General features: G+C 70.6%; 10 protein-coding genes. 4 read left to right on the forward strand and 6 right to left on the reverse strand.

The genetic code is table 11. The annotated features are described in order from the left end of the window. Nucleotide 1: 1 nt before the first annotated feature. Nucleotides 2-964, forward strand: a complete 963-nt coding sequence (locus tag ACPT94_RS03610) for an expansin EXLX1 family cellulose-binding protein (protein WP_360343138.1) — start codon at nucleotides 2-4, stop codon at nucleotides 962-964. 12 nt (nucleotides 965-976) lie between these two features. Here ACPT94_RS03610 and ACPT94_RS03615 read toward each other — a convergent pair whose 3' ends face one another. Genes ACPT94_RS03615 through ACPT94_RS03635 form a run of 5 tightly spaced genes read right to left on the reverse strand, consistent with a single transcriptional unit; the run spans nucleotide 977 to nucleotide 5,527 of the window. Beyond that, nucleotides 977-2,074 carry a DUF475 domain-containing protein gene (locus tag ACPT94_RS03615; protein WP_425245081.1) on the reverse strand — a complete coding sequence of 366 codons (1,098 nt, stop codon included), beginning with the start codon at nucleotides 2,072-2,074 and terminating at the stop codon, nucleotides 977-979. Further along, on the reverse strand, nucleotides 2,071-2,472 hold the full coding sequence (locus tag ACPT94_RS03620; RefSeq protein ID WP_360343144.1) for a universal stress protein: 402 nt from the start codon (nucleotides 2,470-2,472) through the stop codon (nucleotides 2,071-2,073). Before ACPT94_RS03620 ends, ACPT94_RS03615 begins: the two co-directional genes overlap by 4 nt. 15 nt (nucleotides 2,473-2,487) lie before the next feature. Then, nucleotides 2,488-3,987 (reverse strand): tripartite tricarboxylate transporter permease, encoded by a 1,500-nt coding sequence (locus ACPT94_RS03625; protein WP_360343147.1) that lies wholly within the window; start codon nucleotides 3,985-3,987, stop codon nucleotides 2,488-2,490. After that, nucleotides 3,987-4,520 (reverse strand): tripartite tricarboxylate transporter TctB family protein, encoded by a 534-nt coding sequence (locus ACPT94_RS03630; RefSeq protein WP_360343150.1) that lies wholly within the window; start codon nucleotides 4,518-4,520, stop codon nucleotides 3,987-3,989. Before ACPT94_RS03630 ends, ACPT94_RS03625 begins: the two co-directional genes overlap by 1 nt. Then, complete coding sequence (locus ACPT94_RS03635) at nucleotides 4,517-5,527, reverse strand: Bug family tripartite tricarboxylate transporter substrate binding protein (RefSeq protein ID WP_425245082.1); 1,011 nt, start codon at nucleotides 5,525-5,527, stop codon at nucleotides 4,517-4,519. The genes ACPT94_RS03630 and ACPT94_RS03635 overlap by 4 nt, the downstream gene beginning before the upstream one ends. A gap of 97 nt (nucleotides 5,528-5,624) precedes the next feature. On the opposite strand from ACPT94_RS03635, the gene ACPT94_RS03640 reads away from it, so the two are divergent. Next, a complete protein-coding gene (locus tag ACPT94_RS03640) occupies nucleotides 5,625-7,286 on the forward strand; it encodes a sensor histidine kinase (RefSeq protein ID WP_425245083.1) in 1,662 nt (553 codons plus the stop codon). Further along, a complete protein-coding gene (locus ACPT94_RS03645; RefSeq protein WP_360343159.1) occupies nucleotides 7,283-7,960 on the forward strand; it encodes a response regulator in 678 nt (225 codons plus the stop codon). The genes ACPT94_RS03640 and ACPT94_RS03645 overlap by 4 nt, the downstream gene beginning before the upstream one ends. 117 nt (nucleotides 7,961-8,077) lie before the next feature. Here ACPT94_RS03645 and ACPT94_RS03650 read toward each other — a convergent pair whose 3' ends face one another. Then, on the reverse strand, nucleotides 8,078-12,139 hold the full coding sequence (locus tag ACPT94_RS03650; protein ID WP_425245084.1) for a LamG domain-containing protein: 4,062 nt from the start codon (nucleotides 12,137-12,139) through the stop codon (nucleotides 8,078-8,080). Nucleotides 12,140-12,393: 254 nt separating this feature from the next. Here ACPT94_RS03650 and ACPT94_RS03655 point away from each other — a divergent pair, with 254 nt between their 5' ends. Then, nucleotides 12,394-20,568, forward strand: a complete 8,175-nt coding sequence (locus tag ACPT94_RS03655) for a ricin-type beta-trefoil lectin domain protein (protein WP_425245085.1) — start codon at nucleotides 12,394-12,396, stop codon at nucleotides 20,566-20,568. Nucleotides 20,569-20,576 lie beyond the last annotated feature (8 nt).

Below are 20,576 nucleotides of genomic sequence, written 5' to 3' on the forward strand. Positions count from 1 at the left end.
CGTGGCGTCTTCTTCCCATCGCCGTCCTCCCCGCAGGCGGCCCACCGTTCTCGTCTCCGTGGTCGCCGTGGCGGCTGTCGCGCTCGTCGTGTCCCTGGTCGTGGCCCTGCGGCCCGACCGTCGGGCCGAGGACGGGCCCGGTGCGGCGACGCCCGTCGCCGGCCGTCAGGTGAGCGTGCCGGCCGCGGCGCCGGACCAGCGGCCCTCCCCGGCGTCCCCGACCGCGACGGCCACCGCGACGAGCAGCCCGTCGGCTGTGGCGAGCACCCCGTCGGCCCCCGCGACGAGCGAGGCGGCACGGCCGTCGGCCACGAGCGCCCCGCGGACGGCTGACGCCGGGGCGCCGCCGGCGGGCCGGATACGGCCCGGGACCGACTACCACGGAGTCGCCACCTCCTACGACGCGGGGAACGGCGACGGCGCCTGCTCGTACGGTCCGAGCGACGACCTCATGGTCGCGGCGATGAACACCGCCGACTACGAGACGTCCCGGGCGTGCGGGGCGTACGTCCTCGTCCGCGCGGCGGGCGGCGCGTCCGTCACGGTCCGGATCGTCAACGAGTGCCCCGCGCCCTGCGCACCCGGCCAACTGGACCTCAGCACCCAGGCGTTCGCCAAGCTCGCCCCCCTCTCGGCCGGGCGCATCCCGATCACCTGGAGCCTGCTGAGCCCGAGCACGTCCGACACCGTCTCCATCCGGTACAAGACGGGGTCCAGCCCGTACTGGTGCGGCATCCAGGCGATCGGCCACCGCAATCCGCTGGCCCGGCTGGAGGTCCGTACGGGGAGCGGCTGGACCCGGCTGCCCCGCACCGAGTACAACTACTTCCTCTCCGAGCAGGGCAGCGGATGCGGTGGCGCGATCCGGATCACCGACATCTACGGGGAGCGACTGACCGTCGACGGGATCGCACTACGGCCGGACGTCGTGCAGCCGACCCGCGTGCAGTTCGCCGCCCACTGACCTCACACCTCGTCAGGAAGCCGACTGCAGCGCCTTGTTGCGGCGCACGGACGAGAGGAACGAGGCGGCGATCAGGACCACTCCGAGCAGGCCGGTGACGATCTCGCTGACCTGGTGCTCGACGGTGATCAGCAGGATCGCGGCGAGGGCGCCGATCGCGTAGTGCGCGCCGTGCTCCAGGTAGACGTAGTCGTCGAGGGTGCCCTGGCGGACCAGGTACACCGTGAGCGAGCGGACGTACATGGCGCCGATGCCGAGGCCGAGGGCCATCCAGAAGATGTGGTTGGTGACGGCGAAGGCGCCGATCACACCGTCGAAGGAGAAGGAGGCGTCGAGGACCTCCAGGTAGAGGAAGAGGAAGAACGCCGCCTTGCCGGCGAGGGCGACCGCCGGCGCCTGCCTGCCCTCGGCCCTGGCCTTCTCCTCCTCCTCGTGCTCGTGTTCCTCCTCCTCTTCCAGCCTGTCCTCGAAGTATCCGGAGAGGCCGCCGACCACGAGATAGGTGATCAGGCCGGCGACGCCGGAGAGCAGCACCGTGGCGGACTTGTCCGCATGGCCCGTGCTGGTGTGCGCGTGGGTCGCGAAGGTCATCGCCGTGACCATCAGGGCGATCAGCGCGACACAGACCGACAGCATGTCGATCTTGCCGAGTCGGGCCAGCGGGCGCTCCAGCCACGCCAGCCACTTGACGTCCCGGTCCTCGAAGACGAAGTCCAGGAAGATCATCAGCAGGAACATGCCGCCGAAGGCGGCGATCGCCGGGTGGGCGTCGGTGACCAGGTCCTCGTACCGGTCCGGCTCGTCGAGGGCGAGCCGGACCGCCTCGACGGGGCCGACCTCGGCGCTGATGGCGACGATCACGACCGGGAAGACCAGCCGCATGCCGAACACCGCGATCAGGATGCCGAGGGTGAGGAAGATCCTCTGCCAGAAGGCGTTCATCTTCTTCAGGATCCCGGCGTTGACGACCGCGTTGTCGAAGGACAGCGAGATCTCCAGGATCGACAGGATCAGCACGATCCCGAACGCCTCCCAGCCCCATTGCCACGCGGCGAAGGCGAGGCCGAGCGCGGTGACGGCGAACGACCAGCCGAAGGTTCTCAGGATCATTCCCGTCCCGCCGCCTTCACCGCGAGGACCGGGCAGCCGGCGCCCAGCAGGATCCGCTGCGCGGTGGAGCCCATGATCAGCTTGCCGACCGCGCTGCGGCGGCGCAGTCCGATCACCGCGAGGGACACGTCCGCCTGCTCCGCCAGGTCGATGATCTCCTCGGCGGCGTCGCCGCCGCCGAGCACCTGGCGTATGTCGAACTCGACGCCCAGGGCGGCCAGATCCTCGCGGACATGTGCCAGTTCGGGCTCCTGCGCGAAGCGCGGGTCCGCGTAGGCGTCGCCCCGCGAGGTGTTCACCACCAGCAGCTTCTCGCCCCGCAGACGGGCTTCGTCGATCCCCGCGCGCAGCGCGGCCTCACCCTCGGGTGAGGGTACGTATCCGACCAGTACGGTCATGTTCCGCTCTTCCTCTCAGGCACTTCGCTCACGCGGGGGACGTACGACGAACCGCCGGACCAGCGGCCAGAGGAGCACCAGGACGATCGTGGTGTAGACCGCGTAGGACACCGGTCCGCCCACCAGCCCCGACAGGTCGCCGCCCGACAGCTGCAGGGAGCGACGCCCCTGCAGTTCGGCTCGGGGGCCGAGGATGACGCCGACGATCAGCGGCAGCACCGGCAGTCCGAACCGCCGCATCGCGAAGCCGAGAAGTCCCAGGATCAGCAGCAGGAACAGGTCCAGCGGCTGGGCGTTGACGGCGTAGGCGCCCATCGACGCGAAGAACAGGATCCCGGCATAGAGGTAGGGGCGAGGGATCCGCAGCAGCTTCGCCCAGGCGGGGGCGAGCGGCAGGTTCAGCAGGAGCAGCAGCAGGTTCCCGACGAACAGGCTGGCGATCAGCACCCACACCAGGCTCGTCTCGCGCTCGAACAGCAGGGGGCCGGGCTGGATGCCGTACGACTGGAAGGCCGCCAGCATCACCGCCGCGGTCGCGTTCGTCGGCAGGCCGATGGCCAGCATCGGGACCAGGGTGCCCGCCGCGGAGGCGTTGTTCGCCGCCTCCGGTCCGGCCACGCCCTCGATCGCGCCTCTGCCGAACTCCTCGGGATGCTTGGTCAGCCGCTTCTCCGTCGCGTACGACAGGAAGGTGGGGATCTCCGCGCCGCCGGCCGGCAGCGCGCCGAACGGGAAGCCGTACGCCGTCCCCCGCAGCCAGGGCTTCCACGACCGCTTCCAGTCGGCACCGCCCATCCAGGGCCTGCCGACCGGGATGACCTCGGCGGGCCTGCGCCGCAGATGGGCGGCCACCCACAGCGCCTCGCCGACGGCGAAGACGCCCACGGCGACGACGACCACGTCGATGCCGTCCGCCAGCTGGGGGACGCCCAGGGTGAGCCGCTGCTGCCCGGACACCGCGTCGATGCCGACCAGGCCGATCGTCAGACCCAGCAGCAGCGAGATCAGTCCCCGGACGCGGGACGAGCCCAGCACGGACGTGACCGCGATGAAGGAGAGCATCATCAGGGCGAAGTAGTCCGGTGCGCCCAGGCTGACCGCGAAGTCGACCACGAACGGGGTCACCAGCACCAGCAGCAGGGTGCCGATGGTGCCCGCCACGAAGGAACCGATCGCGGCGGTGGCGAGGGCCTGCGCGGCCCGGCCCGCCTTGGCCATCTTGTTGCCCTCGATGGCCGTCACCACCGAGGACGACTCGCCGGGGGTGTTCAGCAGGATGGAGGTGGTCGAACCGCCGTACATGCCGCCGTAGAAGATGCCGGCGAACATGATGAACGCCTGGACCGGCTCCATGCCGTAGGTGACCGGAAGCAGCAGCGCCACCGTCATCGCCGGGCCGATGCCCGGCAGGACGCCCACCGCGGTGCCGACGACGACACCGATCAGCGCCAGCAGCAGGTTCATCGGGGCGACGACGTCCGCGAAGCCCTGCATGAGGTTGTTCAGGTTGTCCATCACAGGATTCCTTGCAGGACACCGGCCGGGAGGTTCACGCCGAGCCCGATCGCGAAGGCGTAGAACGTGGTGAGGGACAGCGCCACCGCGATCAGCAGGTTGCGCACGTAGTGCCGGTTGCCGAGGGCGAAGGCCGTGCCCCAGAACAGCAGCGCGCCGCTGATCACCCAGCCGAGCCGCTCGATCAGCACCGCGTTCACCACGAACGCGCCGATCAGCAGCAGCACCGTGCGCCAGTCGCTGCCCTGGGTCAGGTCGACGTCCTCGCCGGCCTCCGGTTCGCCGCGGCCGCCGCGGGCCACGTCGACGGCGTACACGGCGGCGATCACCACGAGCAGGACGCCCAGCATCAGGGGCACCGCGCGCGGACCGACCGGGTCGGTGCCGCTGGTGATGTGCGGGATCCCGAGCCCGTCCACGATCACCGCGGTGCCCAGCAGGGCGAGGAACGCGCACACGCCGTACTGCGCGCGGTCCCTGCCCTCGGGCGGACGGGTGTCCTGGACGCTCTCTTCGGCGGTCGGCGAGCTCATGCCAGACCGAGCTCGGTCAGCAGGGTGGCGACGGACTCGTCCTGGTTCTTCAGGTAGGTGCCGAACTCGTCACCGGTGAGGAAGGCGTCGGTCCAGCCGCGCTTGGCCAGCTCGGCCTTCCACTGCTGGGAGTCGTGCATCTTCGTCACGCTGTCGATCCAGGTCTTCTTCTGCTCGTCGGTGATCCGCGGAGGGGCGACGATGCCACGCCAGTTGGTGAAGACCAGGTCGATGCCGGAGTCCTTGAGGGTGGGGGCGTCCTTCACCGCGTCGATCGGCTTCTCGCTGGTCACGGCCAGGATCCGCACCTGGCCCGCCTCGATCTGGTCGAGGAACTCGCCGAAGCCGCTGGCGCCGAAGGCGACCTTGTCGCCGAGGATGGCGGGCAGCAGCTCACCGCCGCCGTCGTAGCCGACGTAGTTGACCTGCTTCGGTTCGATGCCGACCGCCTTCGCCAGCTGCATCGGCAGCAGGTGGTCCGGGCCGCCCGGCGACGAGCCGCCGCCCACGGCCACCTTCCTGGGGTCCTTCTTCCACGCGGTGACGAGGTCGTCGATCGTCTTGTACGGGGAGTCCTTCGACACGACGATCGCGCCGGCCTCCTCGATCAGCTTGGCGATCGGCGTGGTGTCGGTGAGGGTCGCCGACGACTTCGAGGTGTACGCGGCTCCCACGACCCCGAGGCCCATCTGCATGGCCAGCTTGCCGTTGCCCTCCTCGTTCACCAGGCGCTGCAGGCCCACGGTGCCGCCGGCGCCGGGCAGGTTGTACACCTGGACCCCGGACGCGACCTTGGAGTCCTGCATCACCTGGGCGACGGTCCGGGCGGTGGTGTCGTAGCCGCTGCCCGGGGTGTTGGGCACCATCAGGCGCAGACCGGTGACGGGCTTGCCGTTCGTCCCTGCGCTCCCCGCGTCCTCCTTGTCCGCGGTGGCGCCGCAGGCACTGGCGGCGAGCAGCGACACGGTGGCAAGAGCGCCGAGAAGTGCGGCTCTGCGAGTTCTCATGGCTCGTCTCTTTCGCTCGGGCTGGTCCGGCGCGATGATTGTGCGGTTCCTGGGACAGCCCGTCTGCGTTGTGTGACCATTGAAGGTTGAGTTCATAGTGGTCGTTGCGTCACGTCGTCATACGCTCGCCGGTGAGCTGCTGGTACTGCAGCTCGCCCTCGTGGTGATCGTGCTCGTCGCGGTCGCCGCGGTCTCGCTGGCGCAGTCGAAGGCGACGTTCGACCGGGTCGAGGGACGCCGGGTGACCGCCCTCGCCGAGGAACTGGCCGGAAACCCCCTGTTGCGCAGCCAGCTCGTCCGCCCCGCCCCCGCCGAGACCCTCGCGCCGCTGCTGCACACCCGCCTCACCCAGTCGAACGTCACGTCCGTCACCGTCGCCGACGCGCGCGGCGAGATCGTCGCCTCCACCAACCCCACGCTGGTCGGGACCCGGCTGCCCGTCGCCGGGCCCAGCGTGGCGCAGGCGCGCGGCTGGTCGGGGGAGCTGCCGGTGGACGGGGCGCACAATCTGGTGGCCCAGGTCCCGGTGCTCGGGGACGACCCCGCCCACATCGGCGAGCACCTCGGCACGGTCATGATCGGCCGCGTCTCACCGACGGTCTGGCAGCGGCTGAACGGCGCCTCCTCCTATCTGCTCGCCTATCTCGGCATCGCGAGCGTGCTCGGGGTGGTCGGCTCCTGGCTGCTGGCCCGGCGGATCAAGCGCCAGACCCTCGGCCTCGAACCACGGGAGATCGCCGGTCTCGCCGAACACCGCGAGGCCATGCTGTTCGGCATAGCCGAGGGTGTGATCGCGCTCGACCCGCACCTGCGGCTCACCCTGGTCAACGAGGTCGGCCGCAGACTGCTCGACCTGCCCGAGACCTGCGTCGGCAGGAGCCTCGCCGACCTCGGCATCGGCGGCAGGCTGTACGACGTCCTCGCCGGCACCGGCGGTGGACGCGACGCCGAGCCCGGCGTCGAGCGGCGCGACGAGGTGGTCGTACGCCGGGGCCGGGTGCTGGTGATGAACCGGATGGACGTCACCAAGGACGGCCGCCGCCTGGGCTCCGTGACGACCCTGCGCGACCGCACCGAACTCGCCCAGCTGGAACGCGAGTTGGGCTCCTTCCGCAGCAGCACCGAGCTGCTGCGCGCCCAGGCCCACGAGTTCTCCAACCAACTGCACACCATCTCCGGACTCATCCAGATCGGTGAGCACGACGAGGTCGTCCGGTACGTCCGCGCCCTGCGCCGGCACCGCGAGTCGCTCGACCTGACGCTCACCAGCCGGGTCCGCGACCGGGCCGTCGCCGCGCTGCTCATGGCGAAGTCCGCGCTCGCGGCCGAGCGCAAGGTCCGGCTGCGCATCTCCGAACGCACCGCCCTGGACCGGCTGGACCCGACGGACTCCGCGGACGTCGCGACCGTGCTCGGCAACCTCGTCGACAACGCCCTCGACGCGGCCGCCGCCGCAGACCACGACGGCGAGGCCTGGGTGGAGGTCGAGCTGCGCCAGGACGCCTCCAGCGTCGAGATCGTCGTCCGGGACTCGGGACCGGGCGTGGCGCCCGAGCTCGCGCAGGAAGTGTTCTCCCACGGCTTCACCACCAAGGCCGCGCGCGGCGGCGACCGGGGGATCGGCCTGGCGCTCACCCGGCTGGTCTGCACCCGCAGGGGCGGGGAGGTGTCGGTGTCCAACACGCAGGAGGGCGCCATGTTCATCGCCTGGATGTCCGTGGGCCGGCCGGCCGGACGGGAGACGGAGAGGGTCCGATGATCGACGTACTCGTGGTCGAGGACGACTTCATGGTGGCGCGGATCCACCGCGGATTCGTCGACAGTGTCGAGGGCTTCCGCGTGGTCGGGACGGCGAACTGCGGGGAGCAGGCGCTCACCGCCGCCGCCGAACTGCAGCCCGACCTCGTCCTGCTCGACCTCTATCTGCCCGACATGTTCGGCCTGGACGTCGTCCCGCGGCTGCGGACCGCCGGCCACGACTGCGACGTGATGGTGATCAGCGCCGCCCGCGAGGCGGAGACGGTCCGCGGCGCCGTCCGTCAGGGCGTCGTCGACTACCTCCTGAAACCCTTCGACGCCGACGACCTCAAGGACCGGCTGGAACGCTACAGCGCCCGCCGCGGCGACCTGAGCGCCGGCGTGGTCAGCGGACAGGCCGACGTGGACCGGGCCCTGGGCCGGGTCGCGGCACCCGCGCCCGCCCCCACCCTGCCGAAGGGCATGAGCGTGGAGACCGCCGAACTCGTCGAACGCGCCCTGCGCGCGGCCGACGGCACGCTCTCCGCCGCCGAGTGCGCGACCCAGGTCGGTCTCTCCCGCGTCAGCGCCCGCCGCTATCTCGAGTACCTCAGCGTCACGGGGCGCGCGGTGGTGTCCCTGCGGTACGGGCAGGCGGGCCGCCCCGAACGCCGCTACCACTGGCACGCCGGATAGCCGGACAGCCGGGCAACTCGGGCAACCGGATGGACGGGGCGGGCCCGCCCCGGCGGGAAGCCGGGACGGGCCCTGGGTGAAGCGCCGGCCGTGCCGGGCTCGGTCGAGTCGGCCGGGTCAGTCGAGCTGCACGACCTTCGGGCTGTCGCCCGTGGCCGCGGCGTCGGCCGGGGGCAGGGCGGTGGGATAGACGCGGACGCCGCTGATCGTCGCGTTGGCGTACTCGCCGTAGGCGCCGGAGGCGAGCTTGCGGCCGATCTGGACGGGACCGGTGGCGTTCCAGGGAGTGTAGGTCCAGTCCCTGGTGCCGGTGAGTCTGCCGTCGACGTACAGACGGAGCTCCTTGGCCGTGGCGTCGTAGACGCCCACCAGGTGGGTCCACCGGCCGAGGACGGGCTTGCTGCCGTAGACGGCTCGCCAGGCCGCGGCCGTCGTGTCGGTGCTGTGCCGGCCGAAGGCCCAGGCCTGCTGGCCGGAGGAGTAGTACAGCTGGAAGCCGTTGTTGGTGGTGCCGTTCTGGGAGAGGAACGTGCTGTTGGCGGAGGCCGAGTTGAGCTTGACCCAGGCGGAGACCGTGAAGCTCTTCGAGGTGTCCACGGCGGGGCCGGTGGTGGAACCGTAGCCGGTGGTGCCGGTCAGGTTGACGGCGTTGCCGCGGGTGGTGTCGGTGGTCCAGGCGTAGGCCCCGGACAGGGTCGCGCCCAGGGTGCCGGTGCTGTCGGCGGTGGCGGTGCCGGTGCCTTCGGCGAGCTTCCACCAGTGGGTGGCGGTGTCGGTGACCGGGCCCAGGGAGACCGGCGGGCCGAAGTCGTAGGTGGGCGGAGAGGTCAGGACGAGGCTCTGCCGGTAGTTGTACTCGATGAGCCGGCCGGAGGCGTCGACGGTGTACAGGTCGGGGTTTCCGTCCGGGGCGCCCGGGTTGGTCGCGCCGGGCTGCACGGGGCTGTTGATGTCGCCGGGTGAGGCGACGACGGGGTAGGCGGCCGGCGGCAGGGTGAGCCGCAGGCTGGTGTGGGCGGTGGGGTGGAGCAGCGCCGGGACCAGGGTGGTCGGGTCGACGGTGATCGGGTAGCTGTAGAGGTCACCGGTGGCGTTGTCGCGGGTCCACAGCACGGGGCCGCCCTTGAAGGTGCCCGCGGCGATCAGGGTCTGGCCTGTCCAGTCGCCGTCGCCGAGCAGGAGCGGGTTCTTGAGGTGGTCTCCGCCGTCGGACTGGTAGATCCACAGTTCCTTGTTCTCGACGGTGATGACGGCCGGGTAGTCGTTGGTGTTGCCGAAGACGTTGCCCGGGGTGATGAGCTGGCTGATGTTCCAGCTCTGGCTGTTGTAGTCGGTGCTGCGGCAGCGGGTGTCGTCCGCCACGACGTCGGACGGGGCGCAGGCGTCCTTGGTGATCACGTCGAACCGCCTGCCGATGAAGCCGCCGAACGTGGAGTACGGGGTCCTCGGGAAGGACGCGTCGTCGACCGGGTCCTGGTCGTTCTTGACCACGTAGAACTGCTTGCTCGTCCTGTTGTACGCGAAGAGGTCGTCGACGTTCGTGCCGTGCAGGTTGCCGCGGTGGGCGATGAGGTAGTTGTTCCAGCCGGTGCCGTCGGGAGAGTCGGCGGCGGTGGCCACGGTCACCGGTCCGGTGACCGCCGGCGGGGTGCCGGTGACCGGGCCGCTCTGGACCGGGCCGGTGTTCTGGGCCGGGTCGAGGTTGCCCGGGATCAGGTCCAGGTCGCCGGTCTTGGTGGTGGCGAGCAGGTCGGGCACGCCGTCGCCGGAGATGTCACCGGGCTTGACCGGGGTGGCCGGGTTCCAGGGGACGGTGAAGGTGTAGCCGTAGGGGCTGGTGGAGATGTTGCCGGCCTTGTCGACGCCGGCCACGTACAGGGTGTGGACGCCCCAGTCGTTGATGGGGACGGGGATCGTGGCGGTGGACCTGCCCTGGCTGTCGGTGCCGGTGAGCGCGGCGCTCTGGCCGTCGGCGGCGGTGGGTGGCGAGTCGAGCTGCCACAGGAAGGAGGCCATGCCGCTCGACTTGCAGGGACCGGGGACGCAGGTGTCGTCGGAGGAGGGGCTGTCGACGCCGGCCACGGTGAAGTCGGTGGTCTTGCCGGGGCCGGCGTACACCACCGGGTCGGCCGGTCCGGAACCGACCGGCGGGAAGGACGCGTTGCCGGTCACCTCCGGGGTCGCCGGGGCGGTGAAGTCGGCGGTGAACCAGCAGTGGTCGGATATCGCGGACTTGAGGTCGGAGGTCGAGTCGTCCTCGGCGTAGACGTCCCAGCCGTACTGGTGACCGTCCTTCAGGGTGGCGCCGATGTTCACGGCCGCGTCGGTGCCGGAGGCGAGGAACGCGCTCTCCGGGGTGGAGACGTTGGCGCCGCTGCCGTCGCCGTCCGGATCGACCGTGCGGTCCCAGACGTGGTAGTGCGCCTTGACGTTCTCGCCCGACATCTGCGTGGTGACGGTGGAGTGCAGCTTGATGTTGCTGCCGGCGTCCGAGTAGGTGGTCGCGCCGATCCAGCCCACGCCGCTGGTGGTGCAGGCGGCCGAGGCGCCGGTGGCGGCGGGGGTCGTGTGCAGGCTGCCGGGCACGTCGGGCGGGATGTCGAACTTGGTGGTGAGGGTCAGCGTGGTCGACATGCGCAGGTAGTTGTCGTTGCTGGACGTCTGCGACTCGTCGCCGTAGAGGCCGATGGTCCAGGTGTTGGAGGCGGCGCCGAAGGTGCCGGCCCCGTCGTAGCCGTCGCCGTCCTGGTCGGCGATCTTCTGGGCCCCGTCGGTGACGTGGAAGGTGGCGGTGCTGTTGCTGCACGAGCTGCCGGAGTTGGCGCCGCTGGGCACGGTGTCGGTCACCGGCGGGAAGGCGGTGTCGTGGACGCCGGGCCTGGACAGCCAGTCGGTGCTGGAGGAGATCGCGTTCGTGGTGTGCAGCGTCAGCGGCTGGTTGTGGCTGCAGTCCCAACTGGCCGCGTAGGTGGTGGAGATCTTCACGTAGGCGTCGTAGACGACGAACGCGGGGTGCAGTCCGCTCGTGTTGATCGCCCAGTACGAGCGCTCCAGGCCGACGCCGCAGGCACCTCCCCACTGCTGGTAGCCCACGCCCTGGCCGTTGGTCTGTGCCTTGTCGTACTGCGGCGAGTCGTCGCAGGCCGAGCTGGAGTAGACCTCGGTGTAGTGGCCGGCGGTGGAGGACACCGGGTTGGTGTAGGGGTCGATGAACACCGGGTAGGTGGTGTCCGGGTCGGTGAGCATGCCGGCGTCCGGGGTCAGCGTGAGGGCCTTGCCGGTGGCGGTCATGGCGACCGGCTCGGTGTCGGCTCCGGGGCCGGGGCCGTCCACGGAGGACGTCAGGCCGGCGGACGGGACCTCCGCAGCCGGGTCGAGGTCCTTGACCTGGACGGGCGTGGTGCTGGAGTCCCACATCAGCGGCTGGGGGCTGGTGTAGGCCAGGTCGCCGTCCGAGGCGGTGGCCTTCATGCTGTCGGAGCCGGTGGTGGCCAGGGTGAGGCCGTGGGTGGCGGTGGCCAGCGTCAGCTTCCGCAGCCGCGGGTCGGCCGCCGCGTGCGCGTCGTGCACGATCAGGACGTCGCTGAAGCCGCCCTGGTCGGTGACGGACACCGACAGATCGACGCCGGGCAGTACCGAGGGGTACAGCGCGGTGTCGCCGTCGATCCTCGGCGCGGGCAGGGGGAACGGCAGGGTCAGGGCCATGCTCGGCCCGTCGGCGTGGGTGAGGGTGACCAGCGGGCCGTCGCCGCCGCCGGAGAGCGTGACCCCGTTCGGCGTGGCCCTGGGCGCGTAGCCGCCGTGGCCGTCGGCGACCAGGGTGGCGTCCACCGGGGTCCAGTGACCGTCCTTGCGGACCCGGGTCGGCAGCACGCTCGTGGTGTTGACGAAGGTGCCGTCCGGCAGTGCCTGGGTGGTGGAGACCTCCGTGGTCAGCGCGTCGACGGGAACCGGCGTGCCGGTCGACACGGCCTTCGCCTGCGCGGCGAGCAGCGGATCGGCCGGGGTGGACGTGAGGTCGTCGGCGGCGGCGGGGAGGACCGGGAGCGCCGTCAACAGGCCGAGGGCGGCGGCGAACAGCACCAGCCGGCGTGCCGGACGGGTGGGCCCGGTGCGCCGGCGATCGGCGCGTCCGAGGCCGGTGTGTCTGTGGCCGGTTCTGAGCGGTGGTCTCAACACGGACGGGCTTCCTTCGGGTCGCGGGCAGCTCGGTTCGCGGGCAGCGGGGTGGGGGGAAGCCCGGTTGCCGCAAGGCGTTGATCATTTCCGTACAGAAACTACTCACGAACTCCCAAGTTGAAGCACGGTCTTTTCACGGAGATGGCAAAGGGTCTTGAGCCGTGATCATGGCCCTATTTAGCCTCCGGTCGATCACTCACTCGTGTGGTCGCGTTATGTGACGGCCTTTCAGGGCCGCATTTCTGGGGGTACGCGTGAGTGGCAGACGGCGCTGGTTCGCGGGCGTGTGGCACCGAAGATTCCTCGGCGGACTGGGGCTCTGGGCCATTCCGGTGGCCCTCTTCGCCCTGCTGCTGCCGACGGCCATCGCCACGGGCCTGGGCACCCCGGGATTCTTCCCCGGCCACGCCGACGACGAGTTCGGCCACCACGGCGGCTTCCACTTCGAGGGCGCCGCCTGGAACCCGAAAAAGCTCCCCGCCACCCCGGCCGTAGGCCATCACACGCTGACGCGGAAACCCCCCGCACATCCCAAGGGTTATGAACCACTCGGGACTTACCGAGCGCAGGCCCCCCAGTGGCCGAAGGCGGGCACCGCCACCGTCGACCTGGGGGCGCAGGGCACGCCGAAGCCGGTCAAGGCCGGTGAGCTGCCGGTCTGGGTGGCGCCGGCCGAAGAGGGACACGGTGTCGACGCGGTGCGCGTACAGGCCGCGTCCCACGCCCAGACGCTCAGATCCGGCGCCAACGGCATGCTGCTGGGCATCACCCCGTCCGGTACGGCCTCCGCACGCGGCCGGGTGCGCGTGGTCGTCGACTACTCCGCGATCGCCGAGGCCTACGGCGGAGGCTACGGGTCACGACTGCAGTTGGTGCAGTTGCCGGGCTGCGCGCTGACCACCCCGGAACGCGCGGAATGCCAGAAGCGCACCCCGCTCCACTTCACCAACCGCCCCACCGCCCACCAGTTGACGGCGACCGTCACCCTGGGCACCCCACCCGCCGCCGCGTCCGATCCCGAGCCGGAACCGGCCTCGCCATCGGCACCGTCCCCGTCCTCGTCCCCGTCCCCGTCCCCGTCGTCGGCGGAGCACGCCGACGGCCCGCAGACGATGTCGGTCCGCACCGAGCCGTTGACGGCGACCACGGCCACGGACGGCACCACCGCACTGGCCGTCACCTCCGGAACCTCCGGCTCCCAGGGCGACTACGGGGCCACCGCGCTGTCGGCCGCCGGTACCTGGCAGGCCTCCGCCACCGGCTCGTTCACCTACTCCTACCCGATCTCGGTACCGTCCGCGGTCGGCAGCAACGCGCCCTCCGTCGGCCTGAGTTACGACTCGCAGACCGTCGACGGCGAGACCACCGCTCGCAACTCCCAGGCCTCGTGGGTCGGAGACGGCTGGAGTTACCAGGTCGGTTCTGTGGAGCGGGCTTACCGCAAGTGCGACTCCCTCCTCGACTCCGGCGGAGACAAGATTCTCAAGGGCTCCGGCGACGAGTGCTGGGGCGGGGACAACGCCATGCTGTCCTTCGGCTCGCATTCCGGTGTGCTCGTGCCCGACGGCGTGGACTCGAGCGTGCCCGGGGAGATCAAGCAGTGGCGGCTGCAGGGTGACGACGGCACGCTCGTGCAGGAGCTGTCCGGCGCCGACAACGGCCTGCACGACGGTGTCTACTACCGGGTCCTGACCACGGACGGCACCGCCGCCTACTTCGGCGCCGACCATTCCCCGAGCGGCGCGGGCACCGGTGCCACCATGCCCGCGACTCCTGCCGACCCCTCCACGCACTCCGCCTGGGGCGTACCCGTCCTGCACCCGCGCTCGACGGACCCCTGCCACGACAGCACCAAGGGCAAGGCATCCCAGTGCGACAAGCCGGAGGGCTGGCGCTGGAACCTCGACTTCGTGGTGTCGCCGGCCGGATTCGTGCAGCGGTACGACTACACCACCGAATCCAATTACTACGACCTCGGCGGCGGCCAGGCGGCCGAGTCGACCGACCCGGACGACACCGGCACTCTGACCTCGTACACCCGTGGCGGCGCGCTGACGCTGATCTCGTACGGCTACACCCTGGCCGACGAGCAGGCCGGGCGGACCCCGGCGGCCGAGGTGGACTTCGGCCTCGCCCAGCGCTGCCAGACCACCTCGGCCTTCACCGACTGCTCGGCGTCGAACCTGAAGGACTCCACCGCCACGCACTGGCCGGACGTGCCGTGGGACCTGCACTGCGACTCCACGGACTCCACCAAACTCCCGGACGGCGCCACCACCGTCCCCGACGACGTGTGCATCACGTCGGGCCCCAGCTTCTGGACCACCACCCGCCTGGACTCCATCACCACCAAGGTCCATGTGAAGGCGACGGACCAGCTCACCGCGGTCGACTCCTACAAGCTGGGCCAGGTCTACTCCGACGCGGGCGGCACGGTCGACCCGGTCACCGGCACCACGGTCGACCCGAAGGACGCCGGGATGCTCCAGGCCGTGATGTGGCTGCAGTCTCTGCGGCACACCGGCAAGGACACCTACGACAACGGCAACAGCGACATCGCGCTGAACCAGGTCTCGTTCACCGGCACCGAGATCGACAACCGGGTGAACGACGACTCCCCGTCCGCCCCGCCCCTGTACCGGCCGCGCATCTCCAGCATCCAGACCGAGACCGGTGAGTCGATCGCCGTCGAGTACAACTCGGCGCCCTGCGCGGGTAGAACGCTCTCGATCTCCCAGGCGGACAGCAACACCAATTCCTGCTACCCCGTCTACTGGACCGTCCCCGGCGCCTCCAAGCCGATCGCGGACTGGTTCAACAAGGTCACCGTCAACAGCGTGGCCGTGTCCGACCTGACCATCGCCGGCCAGTACAAGCCGGACGCCCAGAACAACCCGGCGGGCTCGGAGACCCAGATCTCCCGCTACAGCTACTCCGGCCCGGCCTGGCACCGCGACGACTCGGCGCAGACCGACGACCAGTACCGGACCTGGGACCAGTTCCGCGGCTTCCGCACCGTCACCGTGCAGACCGGCCAGGCCCCCGAACCCGTCACCCAGCAGACCACCACCTATCTGCAGGGCATGGACGGCGACTACAAGGCCGACGGCACCCGCCGCTCCGTCACCGTCGACGCCAAGGTCGGCGGCAGCACCGTGCTGAGCGTCACCGACGCCGACCAGCTGTCCGGCACCACCTTGGAGGACGACACCTACAACCAGGCCGGCGGCACGGTCGACGCGGTCAGCGTCAACGGCCCGTTCGCCTTCACCACCACCGCCTCCGCGGGCCAGACGCCGTGGACGGACTGGACCCAGGAGGACAATCCCGGTGAGACCGAGCCGGCCCTGTCCACCCTGCCCGACCTCACCGCCCACCGGATCAGGTCCAGCAGCTCCCTGACGTACGAACTCCTCTCCAACGGGACCTGGCGGCACACCAAGAACGACACCGCGTACGACAGCCAGGGCCGCCTGTCCACCGTCGACGAGCACGGGGACGGCGTCGCCCCGAACCAGGAGAAGTGCGCCACCACGACCTACGCGACGCCGCCGTCCGGTAACTCGATGGCCCTCGCCTACCCGGACCAGGTCACCACCGTCAGTGGCCCGTGCGGCACCGCGCCGAGCGCCACCACGCTCCTGGCCGACAGGAAGCTCTACTACGACGGTGACGGCAGCCTCACGAACCTGGGAACCTTCGGGCAGCTCGAGCAGACCGGCAGCACGGCGATCGGTCGGGTCACCGCCGTTCGCACGGCCACCGGCTACACCGGCACCACGGAGAACTGGCAGACCAACTCGGCGATGAAGTACGACGGCGCCGGGCGGATCACCGACACGCTGGACGTCACCGGGCAGAACACCCACACGGCCTTCACCCCGCCCTGGACCTCGACAGGCGGCAACACCGACCCCACCGGCATCACCACCACCAACTCCAAGAACTGGACGGTCACTTCCTCCCTCGACCCGCTGCGCGGACTGCCCACCGAGAACGTCGATGCCAACGGCCGCAAGACCGACATGACCTACGACGCGCTCGGCCGGCGCACCGCGGTGTGGCTGCCCGGCCGGGACAAGGCGGCCGGCCAGAGCGCGGACCGCACCTTCGAGTACTCCATCAACCCCGGAGCCGTCCCCGCGCCCGGAGACACGGTCACCCAGCCCGGCGCACCGACGTCGGTCACCTCGAAGACGCTGCGCGAGGACGGCACGTACGCCACCTCGATCACGATCTACGACGGCATGCTGCAGCCGCGGCAGACCCAGTCCACCGCGATGGGCGACTCGAACTCCGGCCGCATCATCGCGGACACCTTCTACGACTCGCACGGCTGGCCGACCGCGTCCTACGCCGCCTACTCCGAGCCCGACAACTTCCCGTCGACCACGCTGTACGCGGCGAACGAGAACCAGATCCCCTCGGAGACCACGACCACCTACGACGGCCAGGGCCGGTCCCTCAGGGAGACCCTCTGGCACCAGGCCGTCGAGCAGTGGCACACCTCCACCAGCTACCCGGGGGCCGACGAGGTCGACACCGTGGCACCTGTCGGGGGCCGTTCCACCGCCTCCTTCACCAACGCCATCGGCCAGACCACCAGCACCGTGGTGAAGAACACCGGCTCCACGGTCACCCTGCCCGGCGGCTCGGTGATTCCTTCGGGAACCTCGCTGACCTCCGACAGCGTGCGTCTGACGATGCAGGCGGACGGCAACCTCGTGCTCTCCGCCCTGGCGACCGGCGCGACCATCTGGTCCTCCGGAACCGGCGGTCACCCCGGCGCCTGGGCCAAGTTCGGCACCGACGGCAACCTGGTCGTCTACAGCACGGCCGCGGCCCAGCTGTGGACGACCGGCCTGACGGCCACCACCGGCGCCACCTTCCAGGTGCGCAACGACTCCACCGTGGCCGTCGTCGCCTCCGGCGGCGCGATGCCGTGGAAGCAGGGCACCGCGGGCGCCGTCCCGGCCGCCGACGCCACCACCCGCTACACCTACACCCCCGCGGGCCAGCTCGACTCCGTCCAGGACAACGCGGGCAACACCTGGTCGTACACCTACAACCTGCTCGGCCAGAAGACGTCCCAGACCGACCCGAACGCCGGCAGGGCCACCTTCGACAAGTACGACGTGTCCGGCAACCTGCTGCAGGCCACCGACGCGCGCGGCCAGGCGCTGTCCTTCACCTACGACTGGGACAACCGCCCCACCGCCGAGTACGCCGCCGCCTGGTCCGCCACCCCGGACCCGTCCAAGCTGCTGGTGTCCCATGTGTACGACACGCTGGAGAAGGGCTACGAGACCTCGGCCACCCGTTACGTCGGGGGCGCCTCGGGGTCGGCGTACACCCAGGCCGTCACCGGTTACAACACGGCCTACCAGCCACTCGGAACCACGCTGACGATCCCGGCCGCCGAGGGCTTCGCCGCGGCCGGGCAGAGCAGCGCGCCCACGAGCGGCACCGTCACCTACACGTCCACCTCCCGCTACACCCCGAACGTCGGTCTGCTGTCCACCACGCACTATCAGGCGGACGGCAACCTCCCGGCCGAGGACATCGACTACGGCTACACCCAGCAAGGCAACCTCGACGGCATCGGCGGCTTCATCAACTCGGCCAACACGCCCGCCTACTTGGACACGGCCGTCCACGACGCGTTCGGGCGGGTGCTGCAGGCGAACTACGGGCCCACCGGCAAGGAACTGGCGACCTTCGCCCAGTACGACGCCACCACCGGGCGCGTCACCCAGACCAGCAGCATGGTGCAGACCTCGACCACGGCCCTGGACGTCGTCAACCCGCGCTACGACCAGGCCGGCCAACTCACCGCGACCGACGACCTGCAGAACAACACCACGCACGACACCCAGTGCTTCACCTACGACTCCTTCCAGCGGCTGACCGCCGCCTGGACGGACACCGCCGGCATCACCGATCCCACCGCCGCGACGGTCGGCGCCGTCGGCGGATGCACCACCGCGAGGGTGCAGACCACCACCACGTCCCCGATCAAGACCACCACCGTCGGCGGCCCGTCCCCGTACTGGCAGACCTACACCTACGACCAGCTCGGCGACCGCACCGGCTTGGTCAACCACGACACCACCGGCAACGCGCTCAGCGACATCACCCAGAGCGTCGCCCACCCCGGCGTGAACGGCACGGCGCCCGCGACGCTGCCCGACCAGGCGGGGACGGCCACCCTCACCAACCCGGCCGGTACGGCGACCATCACGTCGACTTACACCGACCCCGCCTACGGCAATGTGAACGCCGGCGACACCATCAGCCGGAAGGTGACGACCACCGGCCCGCTGACCAGCGCGTTCACCATCTCCGGCGGCGGCAAGCGGTGCGTCGACGACGCGGGTGGCTCCACCGCGGCCGGCACCAAGGTGCAGATCAACACCTGCAACGGGGCCACCAGCGAGAAGTGGACGATCGGCACCGACGGCACGGTGCGGGTCCTCGGCCAGTGCCTGGACACCACGGGCAACGCGACCACCAGCGGCACCCTCGTGGTGATCGACACCTGCAAGACCGACGCCACCCAGAAGTGGAAGGTCACCACCACCGGCACCCTGGTCAGCAACGCCAACAGCGCGGTCTGCCTGACCGACCCGGGGGCCTCCGCCACCAACGGCACCCAGCTGACCATCGCCACCTGCGGCGGCAGCGGCCAGACCTGGACCAACGCCGCGAACGGCGCCGTACCGGCCGGCCAGAGCCAGACCTTCACCTACGACGCCGAAGGCCGCACCGCCACCGTGGCCACAACCTCCGGCACCCACACCAACACCAGCAAGTACCTGTACGACGCCAAGGGCGGTCTGCTGGAACAGACCGCGGCGGTCGACGGCGTGGACAAGACCCGCGTCCTCTACCTCTTCGGCGGCACCGAGCAGATCACCCTCAACGTCAGCGCCAAGACCTGGACCGGCCTGCGGAACGTCACCGGCCCGGACGGCACCACCGTCACCCGCTCCAGCACCGGCACGGTCAGCTACCAGATCGCCAACGGCCAGGGCACCGCCCTGACCGCCGTCGACGCCGCCACGCTGGCCGTCACCCGCCGCTCCTTCGACCCCTGGGGCAACCCGCGCGGCACCAAGCCCGGTTCCTGGGTGGCACCGGACGAGAACCACGGCTTCCTCGGTCGGCCCGCCGATCCCGTCACCGGCCTCGACCTGCTGGGCGCCCGCAACTACGACCCCGTCGTGGGCCGCTTCCTCACGCCCGACCCGATCTTCCAAGCCGGTGACCCCAACCAGATGGGCGGCTACACCTACGCCGCCGACAATCCCGCCAGCAGCAGCGATCCCACGGGTTACGACGACTGGTACAACGACCCGTCCATGAACAAGTGCGCCATCGACTGCGGTGGCGGCAAGAAGAAGTCCCACGGTGGCGGCGGCACCAAGACCTCCAGTGGCTCCACCGGCGCATCACCGGCACCGTCCACCACGCCGGCGCCTTCCATGGGGCCGGCCCCGACCTCCACGCAGACGCCGACACCGACGCTCGGTGAGACCCCCTGCCAGCCGGAGGACTTCGGCACGGACCGATGCGAAAGCTACGACGGTGGTCAGCTGATCTACACGGCCGCCGGAATGGTGGCCCTGCCGGTCGCCGCGTGGTGCATCGGTACCGGTGTCCTGGATTGTGTCGCGGGGGTATTCACCGGTGCCGCGGATGCCGAGGCGGGCGGCAGCATGCTTCTCGGCGTCCGTGCCGTGGGCCTCGGAGCGGGTGCCGCACGGGCCATGGAAGAGGGGGCAGCGGAGGGCTCGGCAGCCGGCGCCGAGGCCAGTGCCGCGAACGAAGCTGCCGACGACGTGGCCGACCTTGTCGCTGCGAAGCGCGCCAACGCGCAGGAACGGGCCCGTGCGACCGACGCGGAGGCGGCTGAGCCGAGTTCCCCCGAGGCGGGGGCGTCGGGGACGAGGCCCTCGGCGCGGGACTCACGCGCCCCCATACCGAAGACCGCTCCTGGCCGCAAGGCCTCGTCCGCGGCGACCGTCGCCAAAACCCGGTTGCCCAGAGGCACGAGGATCGAGGACGGTCTCGCCGGCGCACGGAATCTCCGGGACCGGATGGCGCAGCGCACGCTCTTCCCGAACGGTGACGGACTTCCGGCCAGCGGCGCGATCATGAAGAAGGCCTGGACAGCCGGCTACAACGCTGAGACCGGAGAAATAGCTGTCGCGTCGTCCGGCTGCGGATACTGCGCGGAAGGAAACGTGATCAACGCGTTGGGTGGAGACGCGAACCGCGTCATGCTCACCCGCGCTCTGATCTGGGACCCCCAGCTGGGTGCCTGGGACGAGATGCCGATCTGCGACAGATGTCAGGTGTTCCTGACTCCCGAGGACGTCGAGCCCGGAGCGTTGTTCATGGACCAAGGCCCGTGGAACAAGAGGTGATCGACTTG

Source organism: Streptomyces aurantiaciflavus, assembly GCF_049808595.1.
Taxonomy (GTDB): domain Bacteria; phylum Actinomycetota; class Actinomycetes; order Streptomycetales; family Streptomycetaceae; genus Streptomyces.